Genomic DNA, 21,473 nt, shown 5'->3' on the forward strand with positions numbered 1-21,473 from the left:
AGATGACGCAGCATAAGGTCATCTTCACGCCATCGGGCATTCGCGCCACAGCAGACGGCGAACAGAGCGTCTATGATGTCGCGCTTTCAGCCGGGGTCGACCTGCAGTCGATATGCGGCGGAAAGGGAATGTGCAACCGGTGCCAGGTCGAGGTTGAGCCGGGAAGCCACGCGAAATATGGCGTTACTGTCGAAGCAGATGCGCTGTCGGAATGGACCGAAAGTGAACAGCGAGGGGTCGACAAAGGGCGCTTACCGCCCGGGCGCCGCCTCGCTTGCCGCGCAAAAGTTATGGGCGATGTGGTGGTCGATGTTCCCGCCGATGCGCGCGAGTACGAGACCAGCATTTCGAAGGCCTCGGTCGCCTTCCTGACCGAGCTCGATCCGGCGGTGAAGCTCTACATGCTCGAGCTCCCGCAGCAGGGGCTAGACGACAATCCTTCCGATGCCGAGGCGCTGAGCGCCGCGCTGCGCCAGTTCGGTGTGGAGACGAGCCCCAAGCATCGTACGCTGGTAAAATTGCAACCGATCCTCGCAAAGAACGATCGCCGCTTGATCGCGGTGGTGCGTGACGATCATCAGATTATCGATATCTGGCCGCCGGAAATGTTCAATGTCTACGGCGCGGCCATCGACATTGGTTCGACCTCCATTGCGCTCTATGTCTACGACCTTTCGCAGGGCGAGTTGGCCTACGAGGCCTCTGCAATGAATCCGCAGATCCGCTTCGGCGAGGATCTGATGAGCCGGGTGTCCTACTGTATGCTTAATAAGGGCGGCGAAGACAAACTGACGCAGGCGGTTCGCGAGCAGATTGCCGCCATGCTTGAACAGGCGCGGGTGACGCTCAACCTTGGCCAGAATCAGATACTTGAGGTTGTCGCGGTCGGAAATCCGATCATGCACCACCTTTTCCTGGGTATTTCGCCGGTCGAATTGGGGCAGGCGCCGTTCACTCTCGCGGTCAAGGAGCAGTTCCAGATACCAGCCCGGTTGCTTGATTTGGGGCTATCCGAGAGCGCCAGGGTCACAATGTTGCCGCTGGTCGGCGGGCATGTCGGGGCGGACACCACCGGAGCCTATCTCACCCAGATAGATGCGATGGATGGACGCAGCGTCCTTCTCGTCGATATCGGCACCAATGCCGAAATTGTGCTGAGCCACGGCGGCAAGGTTGCAGCGGCATCCTCGCCCACCGGTCCGGCATTCGAGGGGGCGGAGATCAGCGCCGGCGTGCGCGCAAGCAAAGGCGCGATCGAGCGCGTGCGGATCGATCCCGCGACCGGTGATAGCAGGGTACGGATCATCGGACGGGATGATTGGCTGTCGGACAGCGACGGATCAACCCTGCCGCACCGCATCAGCGGCATATGCGGTTCGGGCATATTCGAAGTCATGGTCGAGTTGGCTGATGCGGGTTTTATCGACCGCGGAGGCCTGTTCCGGCCCGAGGCATGCCCGGCGCGCTTCGTCGAGGACGGCAAGAGCTGGAAGTTCCTGCTGGTCGATCAGCCCGGCGCGCAGATCTGGATCAAGCAGACCGATATTCGCAGCGTGCAACTGGCCAAAGCCGCGCTGGCGGCGGGTGTGCGACTGCTCACCGATCATCTCAGGTGTGAAACCTTTGACGAAGTGCTGCTGGCGGGCGCCTTTGGCAACCATCTCGACGCTGAATACGTAGCGCGGATTGGGATCATCCCCGGGGCAGAAGCCTCGCAGATCCGCTCGATCGGCAATGCCGCAGGCATGGGTGCGGCGATGGCGATGTTCAATCGTGCGGAGCAGCGCAAGCTGGTCGAGGCGGTGCGGCTGATCGAGAAGGTCGAGACAGCGACCGAACCCAAATTCCAGGACTATTTCGTCGAGGCGATGGCTTTTCCAACCGCGCCGCAGGCGGGTGATAACAACCAGCAGGGGCGAGGCCGCCGGCGTCGCTCTCGCGACAGGACAGCATAGGAAGGACGAGTATCATGGCGAGAGAAGGACGTTCCGGAGGCCGCCGCGGCCGCGCTGCAGCCAATGCTGCCGATGCGCAGCCGCGCGCTCCCTATATTAAACGCAATATCCCGCCTTACGAGGTGCTCGGCGATGCTGATCTGGCCACGATTGAGGCCAATGCGGAAACAATCCTTGAAGAGATCGGGATCGACATCAAGGACGACCCCGAGACCCGCGATCTCTTCAAGGCGGCTGGAGCTAGCGTTGAAGGAGATCGGGTGCGCTTCCCGCGCGGCATGTGCCGTGAGTTGATTCAGGCGACCGCGCCGAAACAGTTCACGCAATATGCCCGCAACCCAGCCAATAATGTCGAGATCGGCGGCAAAAACACCGTGTTGGTGCCGGCCTATGGATCGCCCTTCGTTTATTCGCGCGAGGGCGGGCGGCGCTACGCCACGATCGAGGACTTCCGCAATTTTGTGAAGCTGGCCTACATGGCCGACAGTCTGCACCATTCGGGCGGCACAATCTGCGAACCGGTCGATCTGCCGGTCAACAAGCGCCATTTCGACATGGTCTACAGCCACATCAAATATAGCGATAAGGCATTTATGGGTTCGGTCACGCACCCCGAACGTGCCGAAGATTCGGTCGCTATGGCTAAGATCGTGTTTGGTGACGAGTTCGTCGAGAACAATTGTGTCTTGATCAATTTGATCAATGCCAACTCGCCGATGACCTTCGACGACACGATGCTCGGTTCGCTCAAGGTCTATGCACGCCACAATCAGGCGGTGATGGTCAGCCCGTTTATCGTTGCAGGTGCGATGAGCCCAGTAACGGTGGCAGCGGTCGCGGCACAGTCACTGGCCGAAGGCATGGTCGGTATGTCGCTCGCCCAGCTCGTGCGTCCCGGAGCGCCTGTGATCTACGGTAATTTCGTCAGCTCGATGTCGATGCAATCGGGCGCCCCCACCTTCGGTTCGCCCGAGGCTTCGCTGGTTATCAACACAGGGGCGGCACTTGCCCGGCGCCTTGGTGTGCCCTTCCGCAGTGCGGGCGGCTTTACCGCGTCGAAAGTCCCGGATGCGCAGGCAGCATATGAGGCAGCTAACACACTGCAGCAGGGGTTGCTCGCCGGCGTGAACTTCATGCTTCACACGGCGGGCTGGCTCGAGGGCGGCCTCGCCATGGGATACGAGAAATTCGTGATGGACTGTGATCAGGCGGCAATGATGGCGGTCTATGCCAAGGGCGTCGACATGAGCGAAAACGGGCAAGCGATGGACGCCTTGCGCGAAGTCGGCCCCGGCCAGCACTTCCTCGGTTGCAGCCACACTCAGGCGAACTTCAAGAGCGCGTTCTACCGTTCGACCATTGCCGACAACAATAGCTACGAGCAGTGGGTCGAGGATGGTTCGCTCAGCGCCGAAGACCGCGCGGAGAAGCTCTATAAGCAGCTGCTGGCCGACTACGTCGCGCCTGAGCTTGATCCTGAGATCGATGAGCGACTGGTCGAGTTCATGGAAACCCGCAAGGCGAGCTTCCCGGATTCGAATATCAGCTAAGACCGGATGAACCGCGCTCCATCAGCTCCACGGGTAGGGGCTGTTGGAGATCGGGTGAAGCTTACCTTCGGCGTAGCGTGCGAAGCGGAAGGGTTCGAGCAAGCGGCTTTTCTCTCCAAGGATTTCCTGCGCCAGGAGCTTGCCGACGCCGATCATCTTGTAGCCGTGATTGCTGTCGGCGATCACCCAGGCGTTTTCGCGGAAGACGTCGATCACCGGGAAGCTATCGGGTGTGAAGCAGCCGACCCCGCCCGATGGCTCTTTGTGATAGTCGGCCATGCGGCCTTCGAAGCGCTTCTGGCAATGGGCGAGGGCAGAGACCCACATCACCGCGAAATCGGGCGATGAAATCCATTCCGGGCTGGCCGGGCCATAGGGATCGATCGCAAGCTCTTCGGCCGGGGTCGTCACCTCGTAAGGCATGGCTCCGCCCTGGATGCCGTTGAAGTTGAAGTCGGGCTTGTAATAAATGCCCCACAACTCGTCGGTGATCAGCGACCCGTCGACCGTTGAATAGAGCGGTGCGTCGGTATCGATATGGATGACCGGCGGCATTGAACCGTCATTGGTCTTCTGGATCTCCGGATCGACCGACAGCACGCCTTCTTCGAGCTGCCAGAACTTCCACATCGGTACGTCCCGATGGAGCGTTCCGTCGCTCCCCAGCACTTCGATGGTCTGCGGCAGTTCGAGCATGGACCACATGTCACGCACCCACGGCCCGGCGCCGATCACAAGTTGATCGCAGCCAATTTCGCCCCGATCGGTGAGAACTGCGCTGATCGCGGAGGAATTGCCACTTGCAGCGCGAAAGCCGGTGACCGTGGTGCCGCTGCAAAGCCGCACACCTTCGCTCTCAGCCTTCCTCCATAGCCCCTGCATCGAAAGCATGTTGTTGGCATAGCCGCCCTTCTTCTCGTGCAGGACCGAGGTCACTCCCTTGGCCTGCCAGTCGGAGAAGATCGATTCCATGTAGCGCGCGCTGTCTTGCTCGCCTTCGATGAACTCGCTTTCGTAGCCGATGGCCTTCTGCTGCTCGTAGATCGAGGCGACGTCGGCATGCATGCTCTCGGCGGAAATCTGCATATAGCCGACCGGGTGGTAGCTGTAGGTTTCTGCGTCCTCTTCCCAGACCGAGACCGAATGCGCCATCAGCTCGCGCATGGCCGGCTGGAAGTAGTTATTGCGCACCACTCCGCAGGCGATGCCCGAAGCTCCGGAGCCGACGTCGCCCTTGTCGATGATGACGATGTCCTTGCCCGACCCGAGGCCGCGCTCACGCAGCAGGACGGCGAGATGGTATGCGGTGGACAGGCCGTGGACGCCTGCGCCTACCACCACAAAAGGTGCGTGTTCAGGAATGGTCATCTTTCGTCGCTCCTTATTTGCTCTACGATCATCCACGGATCCGACGAGGTTGCGAAAGATATGAGTGTGAATTCACGCTGCCTGCTCGAGGAGACCGCCCGCCATCCACTGGTGGAATGCATGGGTCGGCCGGTCCATCGCTGGGGCGAACTTGCCGCCGTCGAATTTCACTCCACTGCGGCCACGCTGCATGCCTTCTACCGAGGCGATGTCTTCTTCGAACACCGTCCGCCACAAAGCCGCATTGCTCTCCCGCATGGCAAGCCAATCGTCACCACTGACATCGGGCGAAGCATAGTACAGCGCCACATGCTCGCGCGTCCGCGTATGCCCATCAGGCTCAAGCACAATTGCGAAGCTGTGGTCGCGGTGGACGCCGAGAAGAACATTGGGGAATAGCGCAATGTATTCGCCCTGCGTCGCCCAGCGCTCCGACAGATCGGGAAAATCGGGGAAGCGCCGAGATTCCTCGTCTGCCAGCTGTCGATAGACCCGGGTTCCCTGGCCGGCGAAACGGCCGCTTTCGATGATGTCGTAGTGATCTTCCAGACGCGAGTAGGTATTCAGACCGGGATGGACGAAGGGAAGGTGATAGGCCTCACAATAATTCTCAACCGCCAGCTTCCAATTGGTCGCGACTTCGATGGTGAACGCGCTTTCCGGCCCGCAGAAGTGGACCGGTCCATGAAATTCGCCCCACCGGTCGATTGCCGTGGCGGCGTACTCCTCGAAAGGAGGCGCGGTACCCGAGATATTGACGAAAACGACATCCTGCCAAACGTGGGAGGCGATTTCGATCAATCCGAACTCGCTCTTGTCGAAGCCCGGATCACCGTTGTTGCCTGGTCCGCCAACATGCGGCGTCGCTGCGAGCGCTCCGTCTAGCTGATACGACCAGCTGTGATAGGGGCAGCGGATGAGGTTTCCTGGAACCTTGCACGGCGAATCCACTAGCACCGTGCCGCGATGACGGCAGACATTCTGGAAAACCCGCAACTGCTCGTCGCGATCGCGCACCATGACCAGAGGCACGCCAAGGAACTGCACCGGATGAACCTCGCCAACTTGCGAGACATCCTTGCCGAAGCCGATTCCGCACCAGTTGCGGAATAGCACCCGATCCCGCTCGGCCGCGAAGTGATCTTGGCTCACATAGTGTTCGTTGGGCAGGCCGCGTGCCTGTTCGATGGGTAGGCAAACTCTCTTCAGCGCTTCGGTATCGAGAACAGACGACATGCGCACGGCCTTCTCACAAAGGAATTGAGGCAGAGGTCTCACTCCGCGCCATCATAGGCAACAACAATTCCGCTGATAGTGTGGTCCGTTTGTCAATGCCGGAGCGAGCACTGTGGCTTTGACTCCCCATCAGATCCGCCGAGGTATGCCATTGGGCGCTCGATCCAAAGGCTAGCTGGTCGTTGCCCCATCCTTGGTACAGGGCACACCATGCTTGATGCGAATGGTATCCAGTATCACGGCCTTTACTAGTGCCACGACCATCAAGCCCGCAACGAGCGAGAACGGGAGCGCGCCAAGTATCATCGCAGTGCTGACAGCATCCATGCCGCCGATGATGAGCAGGCTTCCGACCATCAGGGCTATAGCGGACCCCCAAAACATGATGTGATGATGGCGGTCGCCATTGTCGTCGCCGGCTGCGTTAATCGTATTGACGATCAGGATCGCGCTGTCTGCCGAGGTGATGACATATGTCAGAAGCAATGCCAGCACCAGGAGCGCATATATGTTGGCCATGGCCGGGCTCATCAGTACGTCGAGCGTTGCGTAGAGTTGCTGGGCTAAAGAGGCGTCCAAGATCGAGCCGCCTGCCAAACCGCTAAGTTCAAGATCGATTGCCGTTCCGCCGACTATTACGAACCAAAGAAAGCACATGAGAGAAGGCGCGATGACCACGCCAAGAAGGTACTCGCGAAGTGTCCGCCCTCGCGAAATTCGAGCGATGAACATCCCTACAAAAGGCGCGAACGCTATCCACCAGGCCCAATAGAAAACTGTCCAGTCAAGTTGCCATTGTGCCATAGCATCGCCGGTCTCCGTTCCGTCGCTGCCAAGAAGCGTGAGCGATAACCGTGGGAGCGCTGCCACATAGTCAATCATACCGCTCACCAGGATTTTGAGCGAGAATAGTGCCGCTCCCGCAAACAGGAATGTTGCGAGGAGGATGAATGTCAGCCCCAAGTTGAGATTTGAGAGCCATTTGATTCCACGCCCCACTCCTGAAAGCGCTGAAAGGGTCGAGCTGCCGACGATCACAATCAGCATGGCGATGATAGCGATAGGCGAAGAATTCCCCTCGCTATCGAGAAGCCAATCGCCCCCAAACACGGTGTGAAGCCCGGCAATGAACTGGTTGACCCCGATGCTCAGAGTCACTGAAATTCCAAGGACGGTCGCGACGACAGCCACGATGTCAATAAGGTGACCGAGGTTGCCCGAAAGGTGCTTGCCGAACAGCGGCGCTAGCCCCGAACGGATCGTCAGCGGCAAGCCCCGGCGATAGGACATGAACCCAACAGCCAGGCCGACGATCGCATAGGTGGCCCAGGCCGAGAAGCCCCAATGCAGGAAAGAGTAACGATAGGCGGAGGCCACAGCTTCGGCCGATCGCGCCTCTACCGCGCCTGAAATGATCTCTGGATTGTTGCTGAAGTGAGAAAGTGGCTCACCGGTTGAGTAAGTCAGCATCCCGATCCCGATGCCGGCACCGAAGAGCATGGCAAACCACGATAGCCGGGAGAACTCTGGTTGCTCATCGGGCAAGCCGAGCTTCAGGCGGCCGAAGCGAGGGATCAGGGCTAGCACGAGCGATGCGAGCAGCATCGCTGCGACAAGGTATATATACCAGCCGGCAAATGTGGCGATGATTGTGTTGTTAGCTTCGGTTAGCGCATCGGCTGCAGTTGTCGGGAAGGCGACGGCCCAGAGAATGAAGACTGTGACAATGGTTTTGGCTGGGATGGTTACCTGCTTGCTGAAACCCGAATAAAATCCGCGCTTCGATACTGCAATCGGCAGCTCGGTCAGCGGCGGTGCAATTCTATTCGGTTCCGTCTCGCTCACTTGGAAGTCCTTCTGGAAGTTTCTGACCGTTTCGGCTGCGATCCGCGCCGGCGGGCAGATCTCTTATCGGAGCAGGGGTAATGTGCAATGAAGCGGGGTGGAACCGTTGCAAGGCTGCAGACGCGCATGATAAGAGATAGTAATGCTAACTATCGAAGCCTTAGGCTGCAACTTCGCAACATAAGAGCCTAGCGGGATGGTTGGGAACAGGGTCGCTTTCAGGCTGGAGGGCTGATCATAGGATGAAGCACGGAAAAGCCCTCGGAAGCTTCGAGTTTCGCACACTACAGGTGTTTGTCACCACTGCCGAACAGGGCGGCATGACGCGCGGAGCGGAAGTGCTCGGCATGACCCAATCTGGTGTTTCGCAGACTATCGCTTCGTTGGAAGAGGCGGTTGGGCGTCAATTGTTTGATCGTACGGTACGCCCGATTGTGCTGACGGGAGCCGGTCGGGCACTGCTTGAGCGCGGCAAGACGATACTCGCTGACGTCCAACAAGCCTATCTCGAGGCCGCTCAGGTCGAGAAGGCACAGCTCGCTCAAATTTCTATTACGATGCCGGAGAGCCTTGCCAATGTGCTGGGTCCGCGTCTCTATCACCGCGCAGGTCCGATGGCGCGGTCCTGGCGGATATCCAACTCGCTTTTTCCCGACCAGCTGTCCCGCTTCAATTCACATGCAGCAGACATCATGATTACCGAGGAAAGCCACGTCTCGGGGATGATTGGGGTCGAACGCTATACAATCCTGGCTGAGCCCTATGTGCTGATCTTCCCGAAGGGTTTTGAGCTGGAAACCGAGCTTGGGCCGCATCTGGCGGCGAGCAAGTTCATCCGTTTCTCGCTACGGTCTTCGGTTGGACGCAAGACCGAGGCGCAGCTCAACCGTCTCCAACTCAAGTTCCCTGAACAGATCGAATTCGATTCGGTGACAGGCCATTCGCGCGCGGTTGCATTGGGGAATGGATGGGGAATTACCACACCGCTTTGTCTTGCGCAGACCCCGGGAGTATTCGACGATCTGATAGTAAAGCCGATCAGTCGCGGCAGTTTCTACCGGCGAATGTCGCTGGTCGCACGCGAGGGCTCGTTGGGCAGCGCCACGAAAATGATCACCGATGAATGTCGGGCAATCCTGGCCGACGATGTCATGCCTTCGCTGGTGGCGCGCTTGCCCTGGCTTGAGGAGATGCTCAGCGTTGGCGAGGAATAGAGCTGCGAATTGGTCTTGATCATGCTGAACTGGGGACTGGGTGCGGTATGAACGGCGTAGAATAACAATCCGTCATGATCTCGATTAGAATGGCCGCGCTCGCGACATTACAGTTTGTTCGCCGCACCAATTCGTTCAGAAAAGCCGCATTCAACAAGAGCTCGCGTCAGCAGTTCGACCCAGGAGGGGCATTGCCTTAACTTCCCATGCAGCAAGACAACCTGCCGCCTCCGGGCGCACCCGATATCGAGATCGCGCGCGCTGCGCAGATGGAGCCGATCCTTTCGCTCGCCGAGCGCCGTCTTGGCCTCGCTCCTGAAACGCTCGTCCCCTATGGTCATCACAAGGCCAAGCTCAGCCTGGAACATATCTCCTCGCTACAAGAAAAGCCGGATGGCAAATTGGTGCTGGTAACCGCCATTACTCCGACGCCGGCCGGCGAAGGTAAGACCACCACCAGCGTCGGTTTGACCGATGGTCTCAATGTCATAGGCGTCAACGCCATGGTGTGTTTGCGAGAACCTTCGCTCGGGCCCTGCTTCGGGATGAAGGGCGGGGCAGCTGGCGGTGGCCGGGCCCAAGTGGTTCCGATGGAAGACATCAACCTCCATTTTAATGGTGACTTCCACGCGATCACCTCGGCTCACAGCCTGCTCGCCGCGCTGATCGACAATCATCTGCAGTGGGGTAATGAGCTCGACATCGATCCGCGCCGGATCAGCTGGCGCCGAGTTGTCGACATGAACGATCGCGCCCTGCGCAATATCACGATCGGCCTTGGCGGACCTGCGCACGGCATCCCGCGCGAAAGCGGCTTCGATATCACGGTCGCTTCGGAGATAATGGCGATCCTCTGTCTGGCCAGCGATTTGAAAGACCTGCAGAAGCGCCTTGGTGACATTATCGTTGCGCGGACGCGTGGCAAGAAGCCAGTGACCGCACGCGACATCGGTGCCGATGGCGCAATGGCAGTGCTTCTCAAGGACGCATTGGCGCCCAACCTTGTGCAGACGATCGAGCATAATCCGGCGTTCATTCATGGCGGCCCGTTCGCCAATATCGCGCACGGCTGCAATTCGGTGATGGCGACCAAAAGCGCGCTCAAGCTGGCAGATGTCGTCGTGACTGAAGCCGGATTTGGCGCTGATCTTGGCGCGCAGAAGTTTCTCGATATCAAATGTCGTCAGTCAGGTCTTCGCCCCGATGCGGTGGTGTTGGTTGCGACGATCCGTGCGCTAAAAATGCAGGGCGGCGTGGCCAAGGACGATCTCGGCACGCCAGATGTCGAAGCGCTCAAGCGCGGCGCTGCTAATCTGGAGCGCCATGTCGAAAACCTGCGTAAATATGGCGTCACGCCGGTGGTCGCTATCAATCACTTCGTCAAGGATAGCGACGATGAAGTCGCGGCTCTCGTTGAGATCTGCAACGCAGCAGGTGTGCGATGTGCCGTGTCGAAGCACTGGGCCGAGGGGGGCGAGGGTGCGCGCGAGCTAGCGCAGGAGGTCAAGGCTGCGCTCGACCAAGGCGCGGCTCAGGTTGAATTGCTCTTTCCCTGCGAGCTGCCGCTGGCTGAGAAAATCGAAACGATCGCGCGTGAAATTTATCGTGCCGATGAAGTTGTGATCGTCAGTTCCGCTGCGCGTGACCTCGCCGAGTTCGAAACGCTGGGCTACGGCAATCTGCCAATTTGCGTCGCCAAGACGCAGTACAGTTTCTCGACCGATCCGGCCAGGAACGGTGCGCCAACCGGGCATTCGCTCGAGGTGCGTGAGGTGAGGCTTTCCGCCGGTGCCGGGTTCGTGGTGGCGATCTGCGGAGACATTATGGTGATGCCCGGCCTGCCGCGTAAGCCGGCAGCCTACGAAATTGGACTCGACAATAGCGGAGAGATAGTCGGGCTGGCCTAGAACGTGAGAATTCTGACCAAAACCATCCGGGAGCAAGGCCGATCATAGATCCAACCGGTCAATTGAACGTTCAGATCAATGAGCGAGGGGCGCTCAAGGGTTACAGCCCAACCGTGGTCATCGCGTCCGCAAGTATTGCAGTAGCACTCATCGCCTGGGCCGCGATTTATTCCGAGGTGGCCGGGGCGGCCTTGGCCGAGGTCAACGCGTTCGTCACCGTTCGCTTCGGTGCCTGGTACCTTTATGCGATGTTCGCCTTTGTGCTGTTTTGCGCGATCGTCGCGGCTTGGCCGGCGACAGGCAGGTTGCGACTGGGTAAGGCGGACGAGCGGCCGGAATTCTCCAACTTTTCATGGATCGCGATGATGTTTGGGGCGGGTATCGGCATGGGCGTGCTGACCTATTCTACGGCAGAGCCGATCTTCCATCTCTCATCGAACCCTGACGTCATAAACGGACTGGTCGAAGCGAATTCGCCAGAGAATGTTCGTGCAGCGATGAAGTGGTCTGTGCTCCACTGGGGTTTCTCGGCATGGGGCTGTTACGCTCTTGTCGGTCTTTCGCTGGCGTACTTTAGCTTCAACCGAGGACTTCCGCTGAGTATGCGCTCGGCGCTCTATCCGCTGTTCGGCAAGGCGTTGTCCGGTGCGGTTGGGCATGTCGTCGATGTGGTTGCGGTATTGGCAACTATTGTCGGCGTGGCGATCACAATTGGCTACGGCGTGGCGCAGTTCTCTTCCGGTCTTTTCTATATCACTGACTGGCAGTGGGTCATGACGAGCGATGGCAAGCCTGCGCTGGCAGCAATGCTGATTCTGCTCATAGTGGTGATGGCAATTTCAACCGCCTCGGCTTTCTCGGGTGTCGAGAAAGGTATCAAATGGCTTGCCGATGTGAATATGGCTCTGTCGATTTTCCTTCTGGTGTTCTTCCTCGCATTCGGTCCCACCCTAGTCGAATTGAAGACACTCGGCTTCGCGATATGGGATTATCTAACCGGCTTCGTGAGTATGGCGACGCAGCATTTCTCTGTCGACGGCAGCGCGAAGGGCGAAGCGCTTTCGGCCTGGCAAGGTAGTTGGACGATTTTTTATTGGGCTTGGTGGATCGCCTTTGCGCCTTTCGTCGGCATGTTCCTGGCCCGGGTGTCTCGCGGACGGACGATCCGCGAATATGTGCTGGGGGCGATGCTTGTCCCCACTCTCGTGTGTTTCTGCTGGTTCGCGTTTATCGGCGGCACTGCGCTCGATCTTGAGGTTACGGGGCGGGCGGGAGGAAGCATTCTGGATGCAGATTTGTCTGCAAGGCTGTTCGCGACGCTCGATGTTATGCTCACAGGTTGGGCGATGGTGGCGATGAGCGCGGCCGTTGTCGTATTGCTGATAACCTTCTTGGTCACTTCGGCGCAGTCTGGAATCCTGGTTATCCATACGATCTCGTCGGCGGGCCGGATCGGCCAGCGCAACGGCGCACACATTGCTGGCTGGGGCCTCCTGATCACAGCGGTCATCGCAGTGCTTTTGAGTGTAGGTGGGCTCGATGCGATCAACACCGCTATGACGGTTGGCGCGCTTCCATTCTCGGTTGTCATGGTGCTGATGATGGTGGCTCTCGCGAAGGCTCTTCTTGGACGTGGCGACACCCCATAGTGCGCGGCAATCACGATGGCGGATACTCGGATGGAGGATCGCCCAGCAGTCCCTGAGAGAATGCTCTCCGAGTGATGCATTATATCAAGTTTGCTTATTTTTCCTGTTGAACTGAATTTGAGGCCGTGGCTGTGCTAAATTCACACTCTGGGAAAATCGCGATAAATATCAGCGTTAAATGGATTTTTTATTGCAGCGTGAGATTTATACCATTTCATTATTAATTGGTTCGTTTATCTGACTTGCAAATGGATTGGCTCAAGAGTGATCAGGAGTTCTGATAAAGCCAATAGTGCCCGAGCCGCGAACAAGCGGTCGAGTGAACAGGTCGTGTTTTAGGGAGGTAGTTGATGTCGAAGCGTAACTTGATGCAGGGGGCGGCTCTCTGTGCCTTGGCAATTGGAGGCGGTTCTTCCGCCGCATTCGCGCAGGATGTGGGAGCAGATGACGGGCAGAGCGAAGCTCGGCAAGGTGGCATTGAGGAGATCGTCGTCACCGCGACAAAGCGGACAGAAGATCTGCAAGACGTTCCAGTCTCGGTTCAGGCGATTGGTGCAGAAGCGCTCGATGAACTCGGCATCGCTACGTTTGACGACTACCTCGTCCAATTGCCCGGCGTTTCAGCGGGCGGCGGCGGACCCGGCCAGAGTACCATTTACATTCGTGGGCTTGCCTCGACGACCCCCGCTAACTCGATTGCCGGTGTCGCTGGTCTTGCGCCGAACGTAGCGCTCTATCTCGATGAACAACCTGTCTCGCAGCCGGGCCGTAACCTCGATGTCTACGCGGCCGACCTTGAACGCGTCGAAGTTCTTTCTGGCCCCCAAGGCACGCTGTTCGGTGCCAGTTCTCAAGCTGGTACGGTTCGCCTGATTACGAACAAGCCGGTGCTTGGAGAGTTCCAGGCCAAGGTTAAGGCTGGTCTTGCCTTTACGAAGGGCGGCGAATCCAGTCAGAATCTGGAGGCTATGGTCAACATTCCTCTTGGCGACAACCTGGCGGTCCGCGTGGTCGGCTATCTCGATAACCAAGGCGGATATATCGATAATGTGCCCGGGACCCGGACGGTGGCAGACAGTGCCCGGTTCCGTCCGGCTGGTACGGTGCGCGAGAACGGTGTGCCGGTGAGCCCGGCGCGTGCGGGCTTTCAGGCAGGCGCAGATCTTTCGGCAGTCAACTTCATCCTCGCGGACAACAGCGCCCTGGTCGAAGATGACATCAACGATTCACAGTATATCGGTATCCGTGCTTCGGCCCGATACGAATTCAACCCAGATTGGTCTCTGACCGTTGCGCACGCGCGGCAGGGGCTTGACACCGATGGGGTTTTCGCAATCGACCCCACTCTGGGCGACGACGACATTCAGCGCTTTGTACCGGAGCGTTTGAAGGATGATTTCCACAACACCAGCTGGACGCTAGAAGGCCGGATTGCGGGCCTCGATGTACTGTACACCGGTGCCTATACGGATCGCGATTCCGACCAGGTGGCCGATTACACCGAGTACCTGTTTGTTGGTCAGTACCATCCCTATTACATCTGCGATGGATCGGTCACCTATCCGGGCGGAGCAGCTCCCTCGGGAACTTGCCAGGCGCCGACATCCCAGACTACTGCTGTGTCGGAAACCCAAGTGTTCACTCAGGAATTACGGTTCAACACACCGGAAGATTTCTTTATCCGGGCAACCGTTGGCGGCTTCTACAGCGATCTCGAACTCAAAGAGCGCGTGGACTTCCAGTATCTTGGAAACGTGCTTGCAAATCCCTTCGGCGGTTTCCCGGACAATTTCCCGCAACCGGGGGTCTACAATTCCGATCCCGGACCCTTCCCGGATGAAACGATCTTCCGCAACGATATCCGCCGGACTGACGAACAGTTTGGCATCTTCGGCGAAGTCACCGTTGATCTGAGCGAGCAATTCTCGGTCACACTCGGCGCTCGTTATTTTGATGTTGAGGTTGATTTCGAAGGCAGCGCGAATGGCTCTTTCTGTAACGCCGGCGGCGTCGACGAAAACGCCTTCGGCACCAATATCAGCGATCTGTTTGACGGTGATGGCAGCTTCACATTCATTCTCAGCTGTAACGATGCTTTGCGGCAGACCTTTACCCTCGATCAAAGCGTAGCGGACATTGAGGCTGCTGGCCTCAGCGCATCGCAAGCCAATCTGGTATTCAATGCGCTTCGCGCTCCAGACACAGCTTCCACCGATGGTTTCATCTACAAGGGTACGCTCAATTGGACCCCGAACGATGACCTGCTGTTCTACGCGACCTATTCGGAAGGTTTCCGTCCAGGCTTGCTTAATCGTCCTGGTGGTGTGTCCAACGCGTCAGGCACGTTCACTGTCCCCTTCGCGATCGGTTCGGATGAAGTGACCAACTATGAGATCGGCTGGAAAACCAATCTGATGGACAATCAGTTGCGGATCAACGGCAACGCCTTCTATGTCGATATCCAGAACCTGCAGACAACGATTTTCGATCCGAACATCGCCAATCTGTTCTTCTCGGACAACGCGGCGGATGCGAAGATTCTCGGTGTCGAAGCGGATATTACGCTGGCACCTTACAGCATCCCAGGTCTGACGCTTTCTGCTGCATTTTCCATCCTCGATAGTGAGATTACCGAGGTCCTGACGCCGACGAATGACGTTGTTCTGGGATCAAGTCTTGCCTTCGCGCCAAGTTTCCAGGGTAATCTGCTGGCGCGCTATGAGTGGGATCTCTCGGATCGGTTGGTAGCGCATGTCCAGCCGCAACTCACCTATTCTGCTTCGCAGGAAACCGACATCATCGAGATCAATCGCATCACGCTGCCCGACTGGACAACGGTGAATCTGGCGATGGGGGTCAGCAATGACTCCTGGTCATTTGAGGTCTACGGCGACAACCTCACCAATGCGAGGGCGCCCATAAGCGGAAACTTCATCAACGACCGTTCACGCATAATCATTTCACGGCCGCTTACGGTGGGGGCACGCGTCAGCTTCCGCTATTAAATTGAATTAGCTTGCGACTGCTTTATTCACTGGGGGGCTGGCCGGATGCGGCTGGCCCCCTTCGTTTTGGCAGCGGAACTTGATCTGATTATGGCCACCAATGCGCAGTCCAGCGCCGATATAATTCCTCAAGCCCAAGCGCTTATGTATAAGGGCAGCTTCGATGGTGCGCTTAGCGCATTGGAGCCACTTTTGCGTGCCGATCCACCTGAAATCGAAGCGCTTTATATGGCGGCGGTTTGTCGCCGATATCTCAAGCAGCTGGAACTGGCGCTGGCTCTGGTCGAACGGATCAAGGATCTGATGCCTGATTTTGGGCGCGCGCTTCAGGAAGAAGGACACATCAATCGTGATGCCGGCCGGATGGAACAGGCGCTCGCGGCTTATCGCGCGGCATGCCAATCCAATCCGGCACTGCATGGAAGCTGGAACGCGCAGGCGGCAATTCTGCAAAAGCAAGGTGACCTTGCCGGAGCTCAGGCAGCTAAGGCTCAGGCCGATCGCTTGATGGACCTGCCCAAGGAACTCATGGCCGTCTCGCAGCTGCTACATGAAGGAAAGCTCCTGCGGGCGGAGGATCTGTGCCGCAAGTTCCTGATCGCGAACAAGACCAATGTCGAAGGCATGCGGCTTCTCGCAGAAATCGGATCGCAGTTGGGCGTGATGGATGATGCGGAATTCCTGCTTGAAAGCGCGCTGGAGTTTGAACCTGAAAATGTTCAGGTGCGGATCGACTATGTTCAGGTGCTGCGTAGGCGCCAGAAGTTTGAGCAGGCGCTCGAGCAGGCCAAGATATTATTCGATCGCGATAGCGAGAGTCCCATTTTCAAATCGCTTTACGCAATCGAATCGATGCAGACCGGCAACTATCAGCGTGCCTTCGATCTGTTCGAGGAAATCCTCGAAGTTGCGCCGAACGATCCATCCACGCTCACCTCTCGCGGGCATGCGTTGAAGACCTTCGGTCGTCAGGATGAGGCCGTAAAATCCTATCAAAGAGCATTCGAAGTCGATCCCGGATTTGGCGATGCCTATTATGGATTGGCTAACCTCAAAACCTACCGCTTCAGCGACGCCGAGCTAAGCCGGATGCATGATCAGATCGAATCTGGACAGCTGACCTATCTCAATCAGGTCCATCTGTGCTTCGCGCTGGGTAAGGCGCATGAAGATCGCAAGGAGTTTGAAACTGCGTTCCGCTTCTACGATCAGGGCAACGGGCTCAAGCGCAAGCAATCGCGCTATGAAGCGCAAGTGATGACGGACGAGTTCGAGGCGCAGAAAGAATATTGCGACGCCGAACTGCTTGCCAAAAATAGCGGCAATGGCTGCCCGGCACCCGATCCGATATTCGTGGTTGGCCTTCCGCGCGCCGGATCAACCTTGATAGAACAGATACTAGCGTCTCATTCGCAAATCGATGGCACGCTCGAGCTGCCCAATATCCTCACCATTTCGCACCGTTTGAGAGGGCGCAAACGCGTCAGTGGTGCATCCGATTATCCCAAGATACTGCATGATCTGAATGCTCAGCAGCTGACTGAGCTGGGTGAGGAATACATCGAGAATACCGCGATCCACCGCCAAGGTGCCCCTTTCTTCGTCGACAAAATGCCCAATAATTTCCGCCATATCGGCCTGATTCAACTCATCCTGCCCAACGCCAGGATTATTGATGCCCGGCGCGAACCGATGGCGTGTTGCTTCTCTGGCTTCAAGCAGCTTTTCGCCGAGGGGCAGGAGTTTACTTATGGCCTGCACGAAGTGGGCAGCTACTACCGTGACTATGTTGGGTTGATGGATCATTGGGACAAAGTGCTCCCGGATAAGATCCTGCGCGTTCAGCACGAGGATGTCCTTGACGATCTGGAAGGGCAGGTCGCCCGAATTCTGGAGTTTCTTGGCGTCAAATTCGAACAGAGCTGTGTTGAATTTCACAAGACCAAGCGCGCTGTTCGGACCGCCAGCTCGGAACAGGTGCGTCTACCGATCAACAAATCTGCCGTCGATCAATGGCGAAATTTCGAGCCTTGGCTCGACCCATTGAAGGACGCGCTTGGGCCGGTGCTCGATCGCTATCCGATCGCCGCGAGCAACTGACACACAGGGGGGAGACAAAAGATTGACCGAAGTTAAGCTGACACTGGAAAGAGTACACACGCTGGTGGTCGATACGCTGATGCGCAATGGCTGCGATGAGGAGAATGCCGCAGCGGTTGCAAGCGTCATCGCCGCGGCCGAGCGCGATGGCTGCCATTCGCATGGACTCATGCGGCTCGCCGGCTATGCCGCGACCCTCAGGTCGGGAAAGGTCAATGGTAATGCGCGGCCGAAGGTCGAGCAGATCGCACCCGCGGTTGTGCGGGTCGACGGCGATGGGGGTTTTGCGCCGATGGCTCTTGAGACCGGTCGCCAGCCGCTCATAGACTGCGCCCGCAAGAATGGGATTGCAGCGATGGCTTTGGTCGATATCCATCACTTTGCCGCGCTCTGGACCGAGATCGAACCGCTTGCCGAAGCGGGGCTCTGCGCGCTCGCTTGCACCTCTTACAAGCCCGCAGTGATCCCGGCTGGCGGCAAAAAGGCTCTCTATGGCACCAATCCGATTGCTTTCGGCTGGCCGCGCAAGTCAGGTCCACCGGTTGTGTTCGATCAGGCGACATCGGTGGTTGCGCGCGGGGAGGTCATGCTGGCGGCGCGCGAAGGACACCAGATGGCAGAAGGTGTGGGAGTTGATGCCGATGGCAATGCGACGACCGATCCCAACAAAATTCTCGATGGTTCGCTGCTCGCGTTCGGTGGTCACAAGGGTTCATCGCTGGCAATGATGGTCGAATTGCTCGCGGGTGGATTGATTGGGGAGAGTTTCAGCTTCGAGGCGGCTGCGCGCGATAACAATGATGGCGGACCGCCGCAGGGCGGAGAATTTATCCTCGCCATGGATCCTGGCATGTTCGGCAACCGCGACGGTTGGCTCGATCACAGCGAGACCCTGTTTGAGCAGATCATGGCACAGGAGGGTACGCGCCTGCCGGGTGACCGCCGCCATGACAATCGGGAACGCAATTTGCGTGATGGGATTTCCCTGTCGCAAGCAGTATACGACAAGATCCTGGAGCTTTAGAGAGACGCGCGATCAAGCAGTTTGGCATCACCCTGCGGCACTTGCGCGCATTCGTGGCAGTCGGTCAGCTCGAGAGTTTCAAGCTTGCTGCGCGCGAACTCCTGCGAACCCAGCCTGCCGTCTCACTGGCGATTAGCCAGCTCGAGGAAGCCGTCGGAGTGAAATTGCTCGAACGGACCACGCGCAAGGTCCTACTGACCACTGAGGGCGAGCATTTCATGCCGGTTGCTGCCCGGCTGATACGCGATTTCGATTCAGCTCTATCCGATCTCAACGCGACGTCTGAGCGGCGCAGCGGTCATGTCAGCCTGGCAGTCCTGCCCTCGGTCGCAACGCGGTTGCTGCCGGAGGTATGTCGCCAGTTCTCCGAAGACTATCCCGGTATTTCTGTCCACATGATCGACGACAACTCCAGAGGAATCGAACAGCGCCTCGCCCGTAATGAAGTTGACTTTGGGATAGGAGGGCGTTCGCGTGGCCGGACTGAACTTGATTATCGCCTGCTGATAGAAGATCGGATCGAGATGATCTGCCACCGCGATCATCCCCTAGCGCAGGAGCCAGGCCCGATCTCTTGGGAGGAATTGCGCGGCCATCGATTTCTCGATTCCGGTTTGCATAACCTGACGCAGCCGCAGGATCCCCTGGTCAAGACGCAGTATGAATTCTCGACCACGACACTGCTCTTTGCCATGCTTAAGGCGAATTTTGGAATCGCCGCGTTGCCCTCGCTTGCGGCAAAGAATGCCGACCCGCTGTTGGTTTCGCGGCCGCTGATCGAACCGGAAGAGTCACGCTCGATCTTCCTGATCACCAAAAAGGGCTGGACGCTTTCGCCAGCCGGAGAAGCGATGATTGAAACGCTATTGGCGACCATCCCAGCAGTCGCAGACGAGTTACAGCTCGACAATGTCGAGATACGTTATTCTGACGAAGACTTTCGGGACCTCATATCGACTCCGGTTGGCAATGCAGGCGGCGAATAAACTTTCCTTATCAAATAAGATATTCTCGTCATACAGGGCTGGTGATCTGTGATAAACAGTTGGTTCTGAATATCTTTCAAATACATACCGTTTCCTTATTATTGCATATCTTTATCTGACTTGCGTGCCTTGGTTCGACTGAGGAGAACGTAATGAGGACCGTCGTGGTGGATCGGTTCGGGAGACCTCGCGTGACGGAAACTTACCGCAACCTGATAGACGGCGAATGGACTGCGAGCGGCGAACTCGTCGCAAACATTAACCCGTCGGATCATTCGGACATTATCGGTCACTACTCGGCCGCTAAAGTCGATGATGTCGAGCAGGCGATTGCTGCGGCGCGGCGCGCGGGTCCCGCATGGGCCGAAACCGGGCTTGAACAGCGCAAGGCCGCGCTCGACTTCATCGGTGACGAGTTGATCGCACGCAGTGAGGAGATAGGACGGGTCATCGCGCGGGAAGAGGGTAAGACAATCGCAGAAGGGAAGGGCGAGGTCTTTCGTTCGGGGCAGTTCTTCCAGTATTATGCCGCCGAATGTCTGCGTCAGATCGGCGAGCAGGCAGCATCGGTTCGCCCGGGCGTGGATGTCGAGATAACCCGTGAGCCAGTGGGCGTCGTAGGGGTGATCACGCCGTGGAATTTCCCGGTCGCCGTGGCCGCCTGGAAGATCGCGCCAGCGCTCGCCTTCGGCAACAGCGTCGTCCTCAAACCATCCGAAACGACCCCTGCCAGCGCGGCCATCTTGGCCGACATTGTCCACCGCAGCGGTCTCCCGTCTGGCACATTCAACATGGTCATCGGCGAAGGACACAATGTTGGCAATGCGCTGGCCAGTTCCCCCGGTATCGATGCCGTAACCTTCACCGGTTCGGTCGCTGTCGGGCGCGAGATCGCGCAGTCGGCGATTGCCAATATGGCACGAATCCAACTCGAAATGGGCAGCAAGAATGCGCTCGTAGTGCTGAACGATGCGGACATGGACCTTGCTGTTCAATGCGCGATCGGCGGTGCCTTCTTCGGCACTGGCCAGAAATGCACCGCATCCTCGCGATTGGTGGTAGAGGAGCAGGTACACGACGAATTCGTCGAGCGGATGATCGCAGCAGCGGAAGCGCTGGTCGTCGGCCATGCGCTCGACGAGGCGACGCAGATCGGCCCAGTCGTGAGCGAGCGGCAACTGCAGCAGAACCTCGACTATCTCGAGCTCGGCAAGAGCGAGGGGGGCGAGGTTGCGACCGGGGGCGAGCTTCTGGAACTCGCCACCAAGGGCAATTTCATGCGACCCGCGATCTTTACCAGCACCGACAATTCGATGCGGATCAATCGCGAGGAGATTTTCGGCCCCATCACAAGCGTCATCAAGGTAGCAGATTACGACGAGGCGCTGGCCGTCTCCAACGACACCGACTTCGGGCTGACATCAGGCATCATGACCAATTCGCTTAGCCGTGCACGGCATTTCAAGCGGCACTCGCAATCGGGCTGCGTGATGGTCAACTTGCCGACGGCGGGCACCGACTACCACGTTCCCTTCGGTGGACGAAAGGCATCAAGCTACGGTCCGCGTGAGCAAGGCACTTACGCCAAAGACTTCTACACGATCGTCAAAACCAGTTACATCGGCGGATAGGGA

13 protein-coding genes are annotated in these 21,473 nt (G+C 58.0%); 10 read left to right on the plus strand and 3 right to left on the minus strand.

Going from position 1 to position 21,473, the window contains the following annotated elements; translation table 11 throughout:
* Positions 1 to 2 precede the first annotated feature (2 nt).
* Positions 3 to 1,955: an ASKHA domain-containing protein gene (locus ACEWMW_RS06050; protein WP_409412992.1), complete on the plus strand. Its 1,953-nt coding sequence runs from the start codon at positions 3 to 5 to the stop codon at positions 1,953 to 1,955.
* A gap of 14 nt (positions 1,956 to 1,969) precedes the next feature.
* Positions 1,970 to 3,505 carry a trimethylamine methyltransferase family protein gene (locus ACEWMW_RS06055; RefSeq protein ID WP_409412993.1) on the plus strand — a complete coding sequence of 512 codons (1,536 nt, stop codon included), beginning with the start codon at positions 1,970 to 1,972 and terminating at the stop codon, positions 3,503 to 3,505.
* 21 nt (positions 3,506 to 3,526) lie between these two features.
* Here the strand turns inward: ACEWMW_RS06055 and ACEWMW_RS06060 are convergent, their stop codons facing one another.
* The 3 genes from ACEWMW_RS06060 to ACEWMW_RS06070 all read right to left on the minus strand — a co-directional run bounded on the left by ACEWMW_RS06060 (position 3,527) and on the right by ACEWMW_RS06070 (position 7,954).
* Entirely contained in the window at positions 3,527 to 4,873 is a 1,347-nt protein-coding gene (locus tag ACEWMW_RS06060) for an NAD(P)/FAD-dependent oxidoreductase (RefSeq protein ID WP_409412994.1), read from the minus strand.
* A 72-nt stretch (positions 4,874 to 4,945) separates the two neighbouring features.
* Complete coding sequence (locus ACEWMW_RS06065; protein ID WP_409412995.1) at positions 4,946 to 6,109, minus strand: aromatic ring-hydroxylating oxygenase subunit alpha; 1,164 nt, start codon at positions 6,107 to 6,109, stop codon at positions 4,946 to 4,948.
* Between the two features lie 171 nt (positions 6,110 to 6,280).
* Complete coding sequence (locus ACEWMW_RS06070; protein ID WP_409412996.1) at positions 6,281 to 7,954, minus strand: BCCT family transporter; 1,674 nt, start codon at positions 7,952 to 7,954, stop codon at positions 6,281 to 6,283.
* 242 nt (positions 7,955 to 8,196) lie between these two features.
* Between ACEWMW_RS06070 and ACEWMW_RS06075 the strand changes: the two genes are divergently transcribed.
* The 8 genes from ACEWMW_RS06075 (at position 8,197) to ACEWMW_RS06110 (ending at position 21,470) form a co-directional block, all read left to right on the plus strand.
* Positions 8,197 to 9,168 (plus strand): LysR family transcriptional regulator, encoded by a 972-nt coding sequence (locus ACEWMW_RS06075; RefSeq protein ID WP_409412997.1) that lies wholly within the window; start codon positions 8,197 to 8,199, stop codon positions 9,166 to 9,168.
* A gap of 206 nt (positions 9,169 to 9,374) precedes the next feature.
* Positions 9,375 to 11,075, plus strand: coding sequence for a formate--tetrahydrofolate ligase (locus tag ACEWMW_RS06080; protein ID WP_409412998.1), 1,701 nt, complete (start codon positions 9,375 to 9,377; stop codon positions 11,073 to 11,075).
* 113 nt (positions 11,076 to 11,188) lie between these two features.
* Positions 11,189 to 12,724, plus strand: coding sequence for a BCCT family transporter (locus ACEWMW_RS06085; protein ID WP_409412999.1), 1,536 nt, complete (start codon positions 11,189 to 11,191; stop codon positions 12,722 to 12,724).
* Between the two features lie 350 nt (positions 12,725 to 13,074).
* Positions 13,075 to 15,729 carry a TonB-dependent receptor gene (locus tag ACEWMW_RS06090; protein WP_409413000.1) on the plus strand — a complete coding sequence of 885 codons (2,655 nt, stop codon included), beginning with the start codon at positions 13,075 to 13,077 and terminating at the stop codon, positions 15,727 to 15,729.
* A 90-nt stretch (positions 15,730 to 15,819) separates the two neighbouring features.
* On the plus strand, positions 15,820 to 17,829 hold the full coding sequence (locus ACEWMW_RS06095) for a tetratricopeptide repeat-containing sulfotransferase family protein (protein ID WP_462937817.1): 2,010 nt from the start codon (positions 15,820 to 15,822) through the stop codon (positions 17,827 to 17,829).
* Between the two features lie 22 nt (positions 17,830 to 17,851).
* On the plus strand, positions 17,852 to 18,853 hold the full coding sequence (locus ACEWMW_RS06100; RefSeq protein WP_409413002.1) for an Ldh family oxidoreductase: 1,002 nt from the start codon (positions 17,852 to 17,854) through the stop codon (positions 18,851 to 18,853).
* A 41-nt stretch (positions 18,854 to 18,894) separates the two neighbouring features.
* Complete coding sequence (locus ACEWMW_RS06105; protein WP_409413003.1) at positions 18,895 to 19,839, plus strand: LysR family transcriptional regulator; 945 nt, start codon at positions 18,895 to 18,897, stop codon at positions 19,837 to 19,839.
* Positions 19,840 to 20,030: 191 nt separating this feature from the next.
* Positions 20,031 to 21,470: an aldehyde dehydrogenase family protein gene (locus tag ACEWMW_RS06110; RefSeq protein ID WP_409413004.1), complete on the plus strand. Its 1,440-nt coding sequence runs from the start codon at positions 20,031 to 20,033 to the stop codon at positions 21,468 to 21,470.
* Positions 21,471 to 21,473 lie beyond the last annotated feature (3 nt).

It is taken from the genome of Litorerythrobacter xanthomarinus (genome assembly GCF_046254955.1).
GTDB lineage: Bacteria > Pseudomonadota > Alphaproteobacteria > Sphingomonadales > Sphingomonadaceae > Qipengyuania_C.